Origin of the sequence: Streptomyces sp. NPDC012769 (genome assembly GCF_042901205.1) — a bacterium.
Classification (GTDB): Bacteria; Actinomycetota; Actinomycetes; order Streptomycetales; family Streptomycetaceae; genus Streptomyces.
On the sequence record NZ_JBIBCP010000006.1, the window covers coordinates 466,356 to 479,266 of the forward strand.

The 12,911-nt window shown below is 73.6% G+C and carries 14 protein-coding genes; 5 read left to right on the forward strand and 9 right to left on the reverse strand.

Annotated elements, in window-relative coordinates; translation table 11 throughout:
• Nucleotides 1-84 precede the first annotated feature (84 nt).
• Nucleotides 85-822 (reverse strand): isocitrate lyase/phosphoenolpyruvate mutase family protein, encoded by a 738-nt coding sequence (locus ACFY7C_RS30750; protein ID WP_389656649.1) that lies wholly within the window; start codon nt 820-822, stop codon nt 85-87.
• Nucleotides 819-1,331, reverse strand: coding sequence for a carboxymuconolactone decarboxylase family protein (locus ACFY7C_RS30755; RefSeq protein WP_389656652.1), 513 nt, complete (start codon nt 1,329-1,331; stop codon nt 819-821). The genes ACFY7C_RS30750 and ACFY7C_RS30755 overlap by 4 nt, the downstream gene beginning before the upstream one ends.
• A gap of 47 nt (nt 1,332-1,378) precedes the next feature.
• Here ACFY7C_RS30755 and ACFY7C_RS30760 point away from each other — a divergent pair, with 47 nt between their 5' ends.
• The gene (locus ACFY7C_RS30760; protein WP_389656656.1) at nt 1,379-2,791 is read left to right on the forward strand and encodes a PLP-dependent aminotransferase family protein; all 1,413 of its coding nucleotides are present in this window, start codon (nt 1,379-1,381) and stop codon (nt 2,789-2,791) included.
• 30 nt (nt 2,792-2,821) lie between these two features.
• Here ACFY7C_RS30760 and ACFY7C_RS30765 read toward each other — a convergent pair whose 3' ends face one another.
• On the reverse strand, nt 2,822-3,658 hold the full coding sequence (locus ACFY7C_RS30765; protein ID WP_389656953.1) for a hypothetical protein: 837 nt from the start codon (nt 3,656-3,658) through the stop codon (nt 2,822-2,824).
• Nucleotides 3,659-3,780: 122 nt separating this feature from the next.
• Here ACFY7C_RS30765 and ACFY7C_RS30770 point away from each other — a divergent pair, with 122 nt between their 5' ends.
• Both ACFY7C_RS30770 and ACFY7C_RS30775 read left to right on the forward strand, forming a co-directional pair.
• On the forward strand, nt 3,781-4,071 hold the full coding sequence (locus tag ACFY7C_RS30770; RefSeq protein WP_389656659.1) for a hypothetical protein: 291 nt from the start codon (nt 3,781-3,783) through the stop codon (nt 4,069-4,071).
• Between the two features lie 8 nt (nt 4,072-4,079).
• Nucleotides 4,080-5,270: a glutathionylspermidine synthase family protein gene (locus tag ACFY7C_RS30775; RefSeq protein WP_389656662.1), complete on the forward strand. Its 1,191-nt coding sequence runs from the start codon at nt 4,080-4,082 to the stop codon at nt 5,268-5,270.
• Between the two features lie 39 nt (nt 5,271-5,309).
• Here ACFY7C_RS30775 and ACFY7C_RS30780 read toward each other — a convergent pair whose 3' ends face one another.
• From ACFY7C_RS30780 to ACFY7C_RS30795, 4 genes are all read right to left on the reverse strand, one after another.
• Nucleotides 5,310-6,050: a polysaccharide deacetylase family protein gene (locus ACFY7C_RS30780; protein WP_389656665.1), complete on the reverse strand. Its 741-nt coding sequence runs from the start codon at nt 6,048-6,050 to the stop codon at nt 5,310-5,312.
• Nucleotides 6,051-6,156: 106 nt separating this feature from the next.
• Entirely contained in the window at nt 6,157-7,362 is a 1,206-nt protein-coding gene (gene rocD / locus ACFY7C_RS30785; protein ID WP_389656668.1) for an ornithine--oxo-acid transaminase, read from the reverse strand.
• Between the two features lie 162 nt (nt 7,363-7,524).
• On the reverse strand, nt 7,525-8,301 hold the full coding sequence (locus tag ACFY7C_RS30790; RefSeq protein WP_389656671.1) for a hypothetical protein: 777 nt from the start codon (nt 8,299-8,301) through the stop codon (nt 7,525-7,527).
• Nucleotides 8,294-8,842, reverse strand: a complete 549-nt coding sequence (locus ACFY7C_RS30795; RefSeq protein ID WP_389656956.1) for an RNA polymerase sigma factor — start codon at nt 8,840-8,842, stop codon at nt 8,294-8,296. The genes ACFY7C_RS30790 and ACFY7C_RS30795 overlap by 8 nt, the downstream gene beginning before the upstream one ends.
• 146 nt (nt 8,843-8,988) lie before the next feature.
• Between ACFY7C_RS30795 and trpS the strand changes: the two genes are divergently transcribed.
• Entirely contained in the window at nt 8,989-10,002 is a 1,014-nt protein-coding gene (trpS, locus tag ACFY7C_RS30800) for a tryptophan--tRNA ligase (protein ID WP_389656674.1), read from the forward strand.
• 89 nt (nt 10,003-10,091) lie between these two features.
• Nucleotides 10,092-10,688: a 2'-5' RNA ligase family protein gene (locus tag ACFY7C_RS30805; protein WP_389656677.1), complete on the forward strand. Its 597-nt coding sequence runs from the start codon at nt 10,092-10,094 to the stop codon at nt 10,686-10,688.
• 31 nt (nt 10,689-10,719) lie between these two features.
• Here the strand turns inward: ACFY7C_RS30805 and ACFY7C_RS30810 are convergent, their stop codons facing one another.
• Complete coding sequence (locus ACFY7C_RS30810; protein ID WP_389656679.1) at nt 10,720-11,475, reverse strand: decaprenylphospho-beta-D-erythro-pentofuranosid-2-ulose 2-reductase; 756 nt, start codon at nt 11,473-11,475, stop codon at nt 10,720-10,722.
• A gap of 27 nt (nt 11,476-11,502) precedes the next feature.
• On the reverse strand, nt 11,503-12,903 hold the full coding sequence (locus ACFY7C_RS30815) for an FAD-binding protein (protein WP_389656682.1): 1,401 nt from the start codon (nt 12,901-12,903) through the stop codon (nt 11,503-11,505).
• Nucleotides 12,904-12,911 lie beyond the last annotated feature (8 nt).

A 12,911-nucleotide genomic window follows, 5' to 3' on the forward strand; every position in this document is an offset into this window, starting at 1 on the left:
CGGAAGCGCACGTGGTGCCCGACAAGCGCGCGCCTACCGCTTCGAAAAACCGTTCCCGAGGCGTCACTTCGAAGGAACGATGCCTCACGCCTCGCGGAGGAGCTCCTCCGCGAGCGCGGTGACGCCCGCGAGGGTACGGAGCAGCAGGCCCGGCCCGAAGGTGATCCGGGTCGCGCCGAGCCGGCCGAGCTCCGCGAACGACGGGTCCCCGGGCCGGACGAGGAAGTTGAGCGGCCCGGCGATCCCGGCCCGGAGCTCGGGCAGGTCCTCGACCGGGGCCTTGATCGGATAGACGCAGTCGGCCCCGGCCGCCTCGTACAGCAGGGCCCGCTCGACCGCCGCGGCCGTGGTGTCCTCGTGCAGATAGGTGTCGACGCGGGCGTTGACGAAGAGCTCCGGGCCGGCCTCCGCCCGTACCGCCGCGAGGAAGTCGGCCTGCTCGGCGGGCTCCTTGAGTCCCTTCGTACGGTCGGAGTCCTCCAGGTTCACCCCGACCGCGCCGGTCTCCAGGACCCGGTGCACCAGCTCCTTCGGGGAGAGGCCGTAGCCGTCCTCGACATCGGCGGTCACCGGTACGGAGACGGCCCGGGCGATCCGCGCGACGGCGGCGAACATCTCGGCGGCCGGGGTCGCCCCGTCCTCGTGGCCCAGCGCGGCGGCGATGCCCGCGCTCGGGGTGGCCAGGGCCGGGAACCCGGCCTGTTCGAAGGCCCGCGCGGAGGCCGCGTCCCACGGGCCGGGCAGCACCAGCGGCCGGTCCGCGGGCCGGGCGAGGTGCAGGGCGCGCAGGGCCCCGGCGCCGCCCGTCGGCACGGCGCTCATCGCTTGTACGTCCCCGGCGTGTAGTGGCCCGGGACGAACCGGCTGGTCACGGCGATCCGGTTCCAGGAGTTGATGACCGTGATGGCGCCGATGACGTGCGCGAGCTCCGTCTCGTCGAAGTGCCGCGCGGCCTCCTCGTAGACCTCGTCGGGCACGAAGCCGTCGGTGAGGACGGTGACCGCCTCCGTCAGGGCGAGCGCGGCCAGCTCGCGCTCGGTGTAGAAGTGCCGCGACTCACGCCAGGCGGACAGCTGGACGATCCGCTGCACGGTCTCGCCGCCCGCGAGCGCGTCCTTGGTGTGCATGTCCAGGCAGAAGGCGCAGTTGTTGATCTGCGAGGCGCGGAGCTTGATCAGCTCGTAGAGGGTCGGGTCGACGTGCCTCGACGCGGCGATCTCCAGGCCGACCATGGCCTTGTAGAACTCCGGGTGCTTCTCGGCGAAGGCGAGCCGGGGCGGGTGCTCATGGGCGTAGGCGGTCTGCTGGTGCTCCTGCGTGGTGATCGTCATGTCCCTCACCGTACGAGCGGGGTGGTGCCCGGGTATGGTCCACTTCCATGGCGGATGACTGGGCCACTTTCGGCGCCGACCTGCATCTGGAGCTGTCCGGGAAGGGCCTGCGCAACGGGCTCATGGACGCGCTGCGGGAGGCCGTGCGCAGCGGGCGGCTCGCGGCGGGCGTCCGGCTGCCGTCCTCCCGTTCCCTCGCCGCCGACCTGGGCATGGCCCGCAACACCGTCGCCGACGCGTACGCGGAGCTGGTCGCCGAGGGGTGGCTCACGGCCCGTCAGGGCTCGGGGACACGGGTGGCGCCCCGGTCCGCCCCGCGTCGGCCCACGGTGCCGGGCCGGGCCCCCGCCGCGCCGCCCACGGCCGGGAAGCCCGCGTACAACCTGCGGCCCGGCACCCCGGACCTCGCCTCCTTCCCGCGCGCCGAATGGCTCAAGGCCTCCCGCAAGGCGCTCATGGCCGCGCCGCACGAGGCCTTCGGCTACGGCGACCCGCGCGGCCGGATCGAACTGCGCACCGTGCTCGCCGAGTACCTGGCCAGGGCGCGGGGCGTCCACGCGACGCCGGAACGGATCGTGGTCTGCTCGGGCTTCGTGCACGGGCTGATGCTCATGGGGCAGGTGCTGTGGGCGCGCGGGGTGCGGGAGGTGGCCGTCGAGTCGTACGGCCTCTCCATCCACTGGGACCTGCTGAGCCGCGCGGGCATCCGGACGCCGGCCCTCCCGCTCGACGAACACGGCACCCGCACCGAGGAGTTGGGCACGGGCGAGCTGAGCGCGGTGGGAGCGGTCCTGATGACCCCGGCGCACCAGTTCCCGCTGGGCGGCGCGCTCCTGCCCGACCGGCGGGCGGCGGCCGTCGACTGGGCGCGGGCGGCGGACGGAGTGATCCTGGAGGACGACTACGACGGGGAGTTCCGCTACGACCGCCAGCCGGTCGGCGCGCTCCAGGGCCTCGACCCCGAGCGGGTGGTCTACCTGGGCACCGCCAGCAAGTCCCTCGCGCCGGGGCTGCGGCTGGCGTGGATGGTGCTGCCGGAGCACCTGGCCGACGAGGTCGCGGCGGCGAAGGGGGCGATCGACTGGATGTCGAGCGCCACGGACCAGCTGACCTTCGCGGAGTTCCTCGCCTCGGGGGCGTACGACCGGCACGTCCGGGCGATGCGGCTGCGCTACCGGCGCCGCCGTGACCAGCTGGTCGCGGCGGTCGCCGCCCGCTCGCCCGAGACGCGGATCAGCGGCATCGCGGCCGGGCTCCACGCGGTCCTCGAACTCCCCGCCGGCACCGAGGCGTCCGTCACCCGCGCCGCCGCCTTCCAGGGCCTCGCCCTCCAGGGCGTCAACCGCTTCCGCCACCCCAGCGCACCGCCCTCCCGGGACGCCCTCGTCGTCGGCTACGCGACCCCACCGGACAGCGCGTGGTCGGGGGCACTGGAGTCCCTCTGCCGCGTCCTGCCCTGACGGACCGGGCGGGGCCCGCGCGGCGCCCGGCTAGCGGCCCAGGTCCGCCCCGGCGCGGTCCGGGGTCGGGGCCTCGCCGAAGCGGGCCAGGGTGAGGGAGGCGGTGACGGCGATGGCGAAGCCGAGGAGGGCGAGCCAGCCGAGGCCGGGGCGGGTGCGGTCGCCCAGCCAGGCGATGCCGGCCAGCGCGGGGCCGATCGTCTCGCCGAGGACGAGGCCCGCCGTCGCCGTGGTCACCGAGCCGCCGTGGAGGGCGGAGGTGTAGAGCAGGTAGGCCGCGACGCTCCCGAGGAGGACGGCGTAGAGGGCCGGGTCGGCCAGGTCGGTCGAGTCGATCAGGCGGACCGCGACCTCGACCACGCCGAAGCCGAAGCCGGCCGCGAGCCCGAGGGTCAGCGCGCGGGGCCGTGCCGGGAGGCGCCCGGCCGCCGCGCCGGCGAGCAGCACGCCGAAGGCCGCCGCCAGCAGCCCCCACTCCAGCGCGGGGCCGACCTCCTCGTGGCCCTCCTTGCCGGAGGCGAGCGCCAGCATCGCGAGCCCGAGGCACACCACCGCGACCGCCGCCCACTCGATCCGGCTGAGCCGCATCCCCATCACCCGCGAGGCGATGACCGCCGTGACGGCGAGACTGGCCGCGAGCGCCGCCCCCACCGCGTAGATCGGCAGCGTCCGCAGCGCGACGATCTGGAACAGGAAGCCGAGTCCGTCCATGCCGAGCCCGGCGACGTACCGCCACTGCCGCAGCGCCCGCCACATCAGGGCGACGTCGACCCCGCCGCCCGTGCCGGGCTCGGCGGCGCGGGCGCCGAGTGCCTGGAGCACCGACGCGGCGCCGAAGCAGAGGGCCGACGCCAGTGCGCACACCATCCCAAGAAGCACGAAAGGGACTCTAGTGCGACGGGGAGCGGGCGGGCGCTCACGCCGGGCCTACACTGTGCGATCGCAACCAGGCGCGGCGGCGTCGCCGGACGGACAGGGGAGAACGGGACATGCGCAGACTGAGGTCCGGCACGGTGGTGCTCGGAGGAGTGGGCGTGCTCGCGGCCACGCTGACCGCGTGTGGCTCGGAACCGGACCGGCGCTGCGTCGACCCCGTGACCTACAAGGAGCTGCCGGACTACAAGTGCGAGTCCGGCGGCAGCAGCGACGGCTCGTCCTCCAGCGGCCGCTACTACTACGGCGGCTCGGTCAGCGGCGGCCGGGCCGGCGGCGGCAGCTTCGACAAGTCCGCCGTCGACAGCGGCGGCTTCGGCGGCGGATCCTCCTCCTCCGGCGGCTGATCCCCTCCATGGAGCGCCACACCATCGAGCCCCGCCCCGGCTGGCAGCAGACGGTCGAGGAGCAGGGGCTGATCTATCCGCTGACCCGCTACCCCGACGGCTCGCTGCGCCCCTACTGGGACGAGAGCGCCTACTACTCCTTCAGCCTGCCCGAGGTCGAGGCGCTGGAGGAGGTCGTCGAGGAGCTGCACGCCATGTGTCTGGCGGCGGCGGCCCACATCGTCGAGAAGGATCGTTTCGCCGAGCTCGGCATCACCGATCCGCGGATCGTCGCCCGGGTCGCCGAGGCCTGGCGGCGGCGTGCCGAACTCCCCACCCTCTACGGACGCTTCGACCTCCGTTACGACGGTACGGGCCCGGCCAAGATGCTGGAGTACAACGCCGACACCCCCACCTCCCTGGTGGAGGCGGCGAGCCCCCAGTGGTTCTGGATGGAGGAACGCTTCCCGGGCGCCGACCAGTGGAACTCCCTCCACGAACGGCTCGTCGACGCCTGGAAGCGCCAGGCGCACCTGCTGCCGCCCGGCAGCCCGGTCCACTTCGTCCACTCCGAGGGTGACGAGCTCGGCGAGGACCTGATGACCGTCGCCTATCTGCGCGAGACCGCCCAGCAGGCGGGTCTCGACACCGAGGCGCTCTCCGTCGAGCGGATCGGCTGGGACCGGATCTCCGGCCGTTTCGTGGACGACCGGCTGAAATTCATCCGGGCCTGTTTCAAGCTCTATCCGTGGGAGTGGCTCACCACGGACCGCTTCGGCCCGTACGTCCTCGACACGCTCGACAACGGCGGCGGCACCGGCACCACCTGCTGGATCGAGCCCGCCTGGAAGATGCTGCTGTCCAACAAGGCGCTCCTCGCGATCCTGTGGGAGCTCCACCCGGGCCACCCCAACCTGCTGCCCGCCTACCTCGACGGGCCGCGCGAGCTCGCCGCCGCCGACGGCCCCGGCTATGTGACCAAACCGCTGCTGGGCCGCGAGGGCGCCGGCGTCACCCTCCATGAGCCGGGCGCCGAGCCGCTACGGCGCGAGGAGCCCTGCTGCTACCAGGAGCTGGCCCCGCTGCCCGACTTCGACGGCAACCGGGTCGTGCTCGGCGCGTGGACCGTCGGGGACGAGGCCGCGGGGCTCGGCATCCGGGAGTCGGCGGGCCCGGTCACGGACGAGTACGCCCGCTTCCTCCCGCACGTCATCCTCTGACCCCTCTGACGCCCCCGGCTGCTCCGACGCCTTCGGCGGCTACTCCGGGACGTAGTCCCGCAGCGGGGCCGGCTTCAGTCCCGCCGCGGCGGCCGCGTCCAGGACGCGCCGGAGGTCCTGCTCGACGGTGCCGTTGAAGTGCAGCAGGACGATGTCGCCCGCCTTGAGCCGGGGCATCGGCACCGGGTCCGTACCCCAGGTCGTGAGGTCGTACGTCCAGGTCACCAGCGCCTTGGCCCCGCAGGCGCGGGCGGTCGTGCGGGTCGCCCCGTCGTACGCGCCGTAGGGCGGGCGCAGCAGCCGCGGGCCGTCGCCGAACTCGGCCAGATGCGCCTCGCGCGCCCCGCACACCTGCGCCTTCTGCCCGGCGGCGTCGAGGGTCGTGAGGTCGGGGTGGTCGACCGTGTGGTTCTCGACGCGGGAGGGGCCCTGATCGAGCAGGGTGTGGAAGTAGCCGGAGTCGTACGCGTAGGCGCCCGGCAGCAGGAACAGCGAGGCGGGGACCCGGCGGTCGATCAGCAGCCTGGCGGCGGCGGGATCGTGGTGCCAGCCGTCGTCGATGGTGAGGAAGAAGACGGGGTCGGTCGTCTCGACGCGGGAGACGACCGGGAGGGGCTCCGGCCACGCCGTGGCGGCGGTGGTGCCGGTGGTGCCGGCCGTGTCGGTGAGGGGCCCGCTCGGCGCTGCCTGCGCGGAGCCGGAGAGCGCGCCGAGCAGCGCGACGGGGACGAGGGCGGCGAGCGCGCCGCGCAGGGCGCGACGCAGACGGGGTCTCGACATGGCCGCAACATTGGCCTAGACCAACTGTGGTGTCAATGGCGGGAGTTGGGCCCGAACCGGACGCCCGGCATCCATGCCCGGCGTCCGGTCGGAGTCGGCCGACGGCTCAGGCCGAGAGCACCGCGCGCAGTTGCTCCAGGCCCCAGTCCAGGTCCTCCTTGCCGATCACCAGCGGCGGAGCGATACGGATCGTCGAGCCGTGGGTGTCCTTCACCAGCACCCCCCGGGCCATCAGCTTCTCCGAGATCTCCCGGCCCGTGCCCTTCGCGGGGACGATGTCCACACCCGCCCACAGGCCCCGCCCGCGCACCGCCTCCACCGCGCCGCCGCCCACCAGCAGCCCCAGCTCCGCGTGCAGGTGCTCGCCCAGCTCGGTCGCCCGCTGCTGGTACTCGCCGGTGCGCAGCATCGCGATCACCTCTAGGCCCACCGCGCAGGCCAGCGGATTGCCGCCGAACGTCGACCCGTGCTCGCCCGGCCGGAACACCCCGAGGACGTCCGCGTCCGCGACCACCGCCGACACCGGCACCACACCGCCGCCGAGCGCCTTGCCCAGGATGTAGACGTCCGGCACCACACCCTCGTGCTCGCACGCGAAGGTCTTCCCCGTGCGGCCCAGGCCCGACTGGATCTCGTCCGCCATGAACAGCACGTTCCGCCGGGTCGTCAGCTCCCGCACCCCGCGCAGATAACCGGCCGGCGGGACCAGCACCCCCGCCTCGCCCTGGATCGGTTCGAGGAGCACCGCCACCGTGTTCTCCGTGACCGCCGTCTCCAGCGCGGTCAGATCCCCGTACGGCACGATCTCGAACCCCGGCGTGTACGGGCCGAAGCGGTCCCTCGCCTCGTGGTCCGTGGAGAAGCTCACGATCGTCGTGGTCCGGCCGTGGAAGTTGTTCGCCGCCACCACGATCTTCGCGTGCCCGTCCGGCACGCCCTTCACCTCGTACCCCCACTTGCGGGCGGTCTTGACCGCCGTCTCCACGGCCTCCGCGCCCGTGTTCATCGGCAGCACCATCTCCTTGCCGCACAACTCGGCCAGGCGGGCGCAGAACTCGGCGAACCGGTCGTGCTGGAAGGCGCGCGAGGTGAGCGTCACCCGCTCCAGCTGCTCCCGGGCGGCGTCGATGAGACGCCGGTTGCCATGGCCGAAGTTCAGCGCCGAATACCCGGCGAGCATGTCGAGGAAGCGGCGCCCCTCGACATCGGTCATCCACGCCCCCTCGGCGGTGGCGACCACCACGGGCAGCGGGTGGTAGTTGTGGGCGCTGTGCGCGTCCGCGGCAGCGAGCTCGTCTTGCGTCCTCGACACGGGATCTCCGTTCGTCCTGCGGCAGGGGCGGGTGTGGCTCCCTTTTCTTATCGTCGCTCGGATGACGGACGGGGAAACCTGCCCTACGGCGCGCCCCCTCGTCCGGAAACTCGCGGCGACCGGCGTACCGGGCCGGGCAGGCGACCCCGGGGCGAGCACCCCCTACGGCACCGAGCCCGCGATCCGTATCGCCTCCGCGCGGTCCGTGATCCCCTCCAGCCGGAAGGTCAGGGCTCCTCCGCTCCCGGTCCACAGCAGCGTGGGACCCGCCGTGCGGGTCGAAGGGGTCCAGCTCCCGCCGGCCGCGTCCGTCATCGGGAAGGTCAGCAGATGCGGCCGGGCGAACCAGTACGCCTCCGTCCCGCCCGGCAGCGCCACCCACTCCGGAGGAGTCCGCACCGTCTTCGCGAACCCCAGGTCCAGCCGCCCCGGGAACACGTCGAGCCGCACCGTGCGCCCCTGCCCGGTCCGCCAGCACAGGCCGACCACCGCGCGCGGCGGCGCACCCGTCACGGCCGCCGCGTCCGGCGCGCCGAGCGCCGCCGGCACCCCCGGCACGAACCCGGCCCTGCGCCCGGCCTCCGCGAGGCCCACCCCGGCGGCCCCCTCCGGACAGCCCGGCACCGGCGCGCCCGGCGCGGGCGAAGCACCCGGCTCGTACCGCACGTCGACCCCGCCGAAGCCCAGCCAGTCGACCACCCCGGCCCGCACCGGCGGCGTCAGCACCAGCACCACCAGCACCCCGGACAGCACGGCGAGCAGCCGCTTCCAGCGGTCCCGCAGCCGGGCGAAGCGGCGCGGGGGCGGGGCGGGCGGCGGCACGCGCTCGGCGAGCAGCTGGGCCAGCACCCGCTCGGCCATCGTCTCGCCGTCCACGTCCGGCACCCGCAGCCGACGCCCCAGCTCCCGCAGCTCCTCCGGCAGCCCCTCGTCACCCATGCCCGTCACCCCCTCCCCGCGGAAGCCTCGCTCCCAGCTTCTTCAGCGCCCGGCTCAGCCGGGACTTCACCGTGCCCCGTGGCCAGCCCAGCGCCTGGGCCGTCTCGCCCTCGTCCATCTCCAGCAGATAGCGGTGGACCACCACCAGGCGGTGCTCCTCGGCAAGGCCGTCCAGCGCCGACAGCAGCTGCCGCCGCCGCTCCCGCTCCTCGGCCGCCACCGCCGGGTCCGCGCCCTCCGGTATCAGCGGCTCGCCCGCGAGCAGCTCCGCCTCCCGGCCCGCCACCGCCCGCTGCCGGCCCGCCGAGCGCAGTGTGTTCCTCGTCTCATTGGCCACGATGCTCAGCAGCCAGGGCCGGAACGAGGCCCCCTCCTTGAAGCGCCCCAGCGAGCGGTACGCCTTGAAGAAGGCCTGCTGCACCACGTCCTCCGCCTCCGCACCCGCCCCGCAGGCCACCGCCGCCCGCAGCGCCACACCCGTGTGCGCGCGGACCAGCTCCGCGTACGCCTCCGCCTCCCCGGCGCGCACACGCGCGATCACCACGGCCTCGTCCTCGACGACGCCCCCCTCCAGGGTCCCGTCCCGCGTCTCGTCCCGGGTGCCGTCCCGGGTCCCCTCCCGCGTCCTCACACCTCTGATACACCGGCAGTCCGGGATCGGTTCCCACACCTGAGAGAATGATGAGCATGGCCTCTGATCGTCCTCGCGCGCTCTCCGGAATCCAGCCCACGGCTGGCTCGTTCCACCTCGGCAACTACCTCGGTGCGATCCGTCAGTACGTCGCGCTGCAGGAGACCCACGACGCCTTCTACATGGTCGTCGACCTGCACGCCATCACGGTCCCGCAGGACCCGGCCGAGCTCCGTGCCAACACCCGGCTCGCCGCCGCCCAGCTGCTCGCCTCCGGTCTCGACCCGGACCGCTGCACGCTGTTCGTCCAGAGCCACGTCCCCGAGCACGCGCAGCTCGGGTGGGTCATGAACTGCCTCACCGGCTTCGGCGAGGCCTCCCGCATGACCCAGTTCAAGGACAAGTCCGCCAAGCAGGGCGCCGACCGCGCCACCGTCGGCCTGTTCACGTACCCGATCCTCCAGGTCGCGGACATCCTGCTCTACCAGGCCGACCAGGTGCCGGTCGGCGAGGACCAGCGGCAGCACATCGAGCTGACCCGCGACCTCGCGGAGCGGTTCAACGGCCGCTTCGGCGAGACCTTCACGATCCCCGCGCCGTACATCGTCAAGGAGACCGGGAAGATCTACGACCTCCAGGACCCGACGATCAAGATGAGCAAGTCGGCGTCCACCCCCAAGGGTCTGATCAACCTGCTCGACGAGCCGAAGGCGACCGCGAAGAAGGTCAAGAGCGCCGTCACCGACACCGACACGGTCATCCGCTTCGACCCGGAGAACAAGGCCGGCGTCTCCAACCTGCTGACGATCATGTCCGTGCTCACCGAGACGTCGGTCGCCGACCTGGAGAAGAGCTACGAGGGCAAGATGTACGGCGCCCTCAAGACCGACCTGGCCGAGGTCATGGTGGACTTCGTCACGCCGTTCCGGACCCGCACCCAGGAATACCTGGACGACCCGGAGACGCTGGACTCGGTCCTGGCCAAGGGCGCGGAGAAGGCCCGGGCGGTCGCCGCGGAGACGCTGGCACAGACGTACGAGAGGGTGGGCTTCCTGCCCGCCAAGCACTGAGTCCAAGGACCCTGGCCGAAAAGGTGGTGCAGGCCGCACACTGGCGGCTGCACCACACCCACGTTTCGACGGACGACGGAGGAGAACGAGTGGGGACCGTAACGATCGGCGTCTCGATCGCGGTCCCGGAGCCTCACGGCAGCCTGCTCCAGGAGCGGCGCGCGGGCTTCGGGGATCCCGCCGCGCACGGCATTCCCACGCACGTCACGCTGCTCCCGCCGACCGAGGTGGCCCAGGAGCGGCTGCCCGAGATCGAGGCGCACCTCGCCGCGATCGCCGCGGTCAGCGACCCCTTCGCGATGCGCCTGGAAGGCACCGGAACGTTCCGGCCGCTGTCCCCTGTGGTCTTCGTGAAGCTCGTCGACGGCGCCTCCGGCTGCGACCGGCTCCAGCAGCGCATCCGCGACGAGGCCGGCCCGGTCCCGCGCGAGCTGCAGTTCCCGTACCACCCGCACGTCACCGTCGCGCACGGCATCCCCGACGAGGCGATGGACCGCGCCTTCGAGGAGCTGTCCGGCTACGCGGCCGGCTGGATCTGCCGCTCCTTCGCGCTGTACGAGCAGGGTGCGGACCAGGTGTGGCGCAAGCTCTACGACTACGAGTTCGGCAGCGGGCGCGGCGTCACCGCCGTCCCGGCGCAGGGCGGCAGCCCGGTCGACGCCCCGACCACGTACCCGGCGGTCTGAACCCGGCGGTCTGAACCCGGGCGCCGCCCGTTCACACCGGCAGCCGCCGGAAGAGCGGCCGCGGCACGTGGCGCAGCGCCGACATCACCATCCGCAGCGCGCCCGGCACCCACACCGTCTCCGAGCGGCGCCGCAGCCCCAGCTCGATCGCCGTCGCGACCGCCTCCGGGGTGGTCGCGAGCGGTGCCTCCGCGCGGCCCTCGGTCATCTTCGAGCGGACGAAGCCGGGCCGCACCACCATCACGTGCACCCCGGTGCCGTGCAGGGCGTCCCCGAGGCCCTGCGCGAAGGCGTCCAGGCCCGCCTTCGAGGAGCCGTAGATGAAGTTGGCCCGCCGGGCCCGCTCGCCGGCCACCGACGAGAGCACCACGAGGGAGCCGTGCCCCTGCGCCTGGAGGGCCTGGGCGCACACCAGGCTGGCCGAGACGGCGCCCGTGTAGTTGGTCTGGGCGACCCGGACGGCGGCGAGCGGGTCCGCCTCGTCGCGCTCCTGGTCGCCGAGGACGCCGAAGGCGAGCAGCACCATGTCGATGTCGCCCTCCGTGAAGAGCTTGCCGAGCCGTTCCTCGTGGGACCCGGTGTCCAGGGCGTCGAACGGCACGGTGTGCACCTCCGCGCCGAGCGCCCGCAGCGAGTCCGCGGCGGCCGTCAGGGCGGGGGAGGGGCGGCCGGCCAGCCACACCGTGCGGGTGCGGCGGGCGATCAGCCGGCGCGCCGTGGCGAGGCCGATCTCGGAGGTGCCGCCGAGAACGAGCAGGGACTGGGGGGCGCCGAAGGCGTCCTTCATGGCGTTCAGCCTCCTTCAGGGAGTGGGTCAGAGGGCGAGTCGACGGGCCAGGTCCGAGACGAAGACGGACCGCGGGTCGAGGGTGGCGCGCAGCTCGCGGAAGTCGGCGAGCCGCGGGTACATCGCGGCGAGCAGCTCCGGCCGCAGCCGTGAGTCCTTGGCGAGGTACACCCGGCCGCCGGCCGCGACGACCTCCTCGTCCAGCTCGTCCAGGAAGGCGCCGAGGCCGCTGAGGGAGGCCGGGATGTCGAGGGCGAGGGTCCAGCCGGGCAGCGGGAAGGACAGCCAGCCGGGGTCGGCCTCGCCGAAGCGCTTCAGCACGGCGAGGAAGGACGGGCAGCCGCGGCTCGCGATCCGCCGTACGACCCGGCGCAGGGTCTCCTCCTGTCCGTACCCGACGACGAACTGGTACTGCACGAAGCCGCCGCGCCCGTAGACCCGGTTCCAGTGCGGGACCCCGTCGAGGGGGTGGAAGAACGAGGAGAGCCGCTGGAGCCGGCCGGTGGAGCGGCGGGGCGCCTTGCGGTACCAGAGCTCGTTGAAGAGGCTCACGCCGGCGCGGCCGACGATCCCCTCGGGGACGTACGCGGGCGCGGCCGGCAGCTGTCCAGGCCGGAAGGCGAGCGGCGCGCGGCGGGCCCGGCGGGCGCGCACGGGCAGCGCGTCGTACGGCGTGTGGTCGCCGCGGGTGAGGACGGCGCGGCCGGTCGCGGCGCCGCGCGCGAGCAGGTCGATCCAGGCGACGGAGTAGCGGTGGCGGTGGTCGGTGGCGGTGAGACGGGCCATCAGGTCGTCGAGGTCCGTGGCGCGTTCGGTGTCGACGGTCATCAGGGAGGTCTCGACGGGCAGCAGCCGGAGGGTGACCGAAAGGATCACCCCGGTCAGGCCCATGCCGCCGGCGGTGGCCTCGAAGAGGGGCGTGCCGGGGACGACCGTGCGCAGCTGCCCGTCGGCGGTGAGCAGGTCCAGGGAGACGACGTGACGCGAGAAGGAGCCGGAGACGTGGTGGTTCTTGCCGTGGATGTCGGCGCCGAGCGCCCCGCCGACGGTGACGTACCGGGTGCCGGGGGTGACGGGCACGAACCAGCCGAGCGGCAGCAGCACCTCCATCAGGTGGTGCAGGCTGACGCCCGCGTCGCAGACGACGAGCCCGGCCTCGGCGTCGACGGCCCGGATCCGGGCGAGCGCGGTCATGTCGAGCACGGCGCCGCCGGCGTTCTGGGCGGCGTCACCGTAGGCCCGGCCGAGGCCGCGGGCGATCGACCCGCGGGCGCCGCACGCGCGGACAGCGGCGGCGGCCTCCTCGTACGTGCGGGGGCGGATCACGCGGGCGAGGGTGGGAGCGGTCCGGCCCCAGCCGGTCAGGGTGTCGAAGTCCCCGTGGAAGTCCGTACCGGAGTCCCCGTCGACGTGTGTGTCGGCTGCCATGAGGTGAC

Coding starts and splice junctions, on each gene's coding strand:
- ACFY7C_RS30750 (WP_389656649.1), bottom strand. CDS start 822: ATGAGCGCCGTGCCGACGGGCGGCGCCGGGGCCCTGCGCGCCCTGCAC.
- ACFY7C_RS30815 (WP_389656682.1), bottom strand. CDS start 12,903: ATGGCAGCCGACACACACGTCGACGGGGACTCCGGTACGGACTTCCAC.
- ACFY7C_RS30775 (WP_389656662.1), top strand. CDS start 4,080: ATGGAGCGCCACACCATCGAGCCCCGCCCCGGCTGGCAGCAGACGGTC.
- ACFY7C_RS30810 (WP_389656679.1), bottom strand. CDS start 11,475: ATGAAGGACGCCTTCGGCGCCCCCCAGTCCCTGCTCGTTCTCGGCGGC.
- ACFY7C_RS30755 (WP_389656652.1), bottom strand. CDS start 1,331: ATGACGATCACCACGCAGGAGCACCAGCAGACCGCCTACGCCCATGAG.
- ACFY7C_RS30780 (WP_389656665.1), bottom strand. CDS start 6,050: ATGTCGAGACCCCGTCTGCGTCGCGCCCTGCGCGGCGCGCTCGCCGCC.
- ACFY7C_RS30765 (WP_389656953.1), bottom strand. CDS start 3,658: ATGGTGTGCGCACTGGCGTCGGCCCTCTGCTTCGGCGCCGCGTCGGTG.
- ACFY7C_RS30770 (WP_389656659.1), top strand. CDS start 3,781: ATGCGCAGACTGAGGTCCGGCACGGTGGTGCTCGGAGGAGTGGGCGTG.
- trpS (WP_389656674.1), top strand. CDS start 8,989: ATGGCCTCTGATCGTCCTCGCGCGCTCTCCGGAATCCAGCCCACGGCT.
- ACFY7C_RS30760 (WP_389656656.1), top strand. CDS start 1,379: ATGGCGGATGACTGGGCCACTTTCGGCGCCGACCTGCATCTGGAGCTG.
- ACFY7C_RS30790 (WP_389656671.1), bottom strand. CDS start 8,301: ATGGGTGACGAGGGGCTGCCGGAGGAGCTGCGGGAGCTGGGGCGTCGG.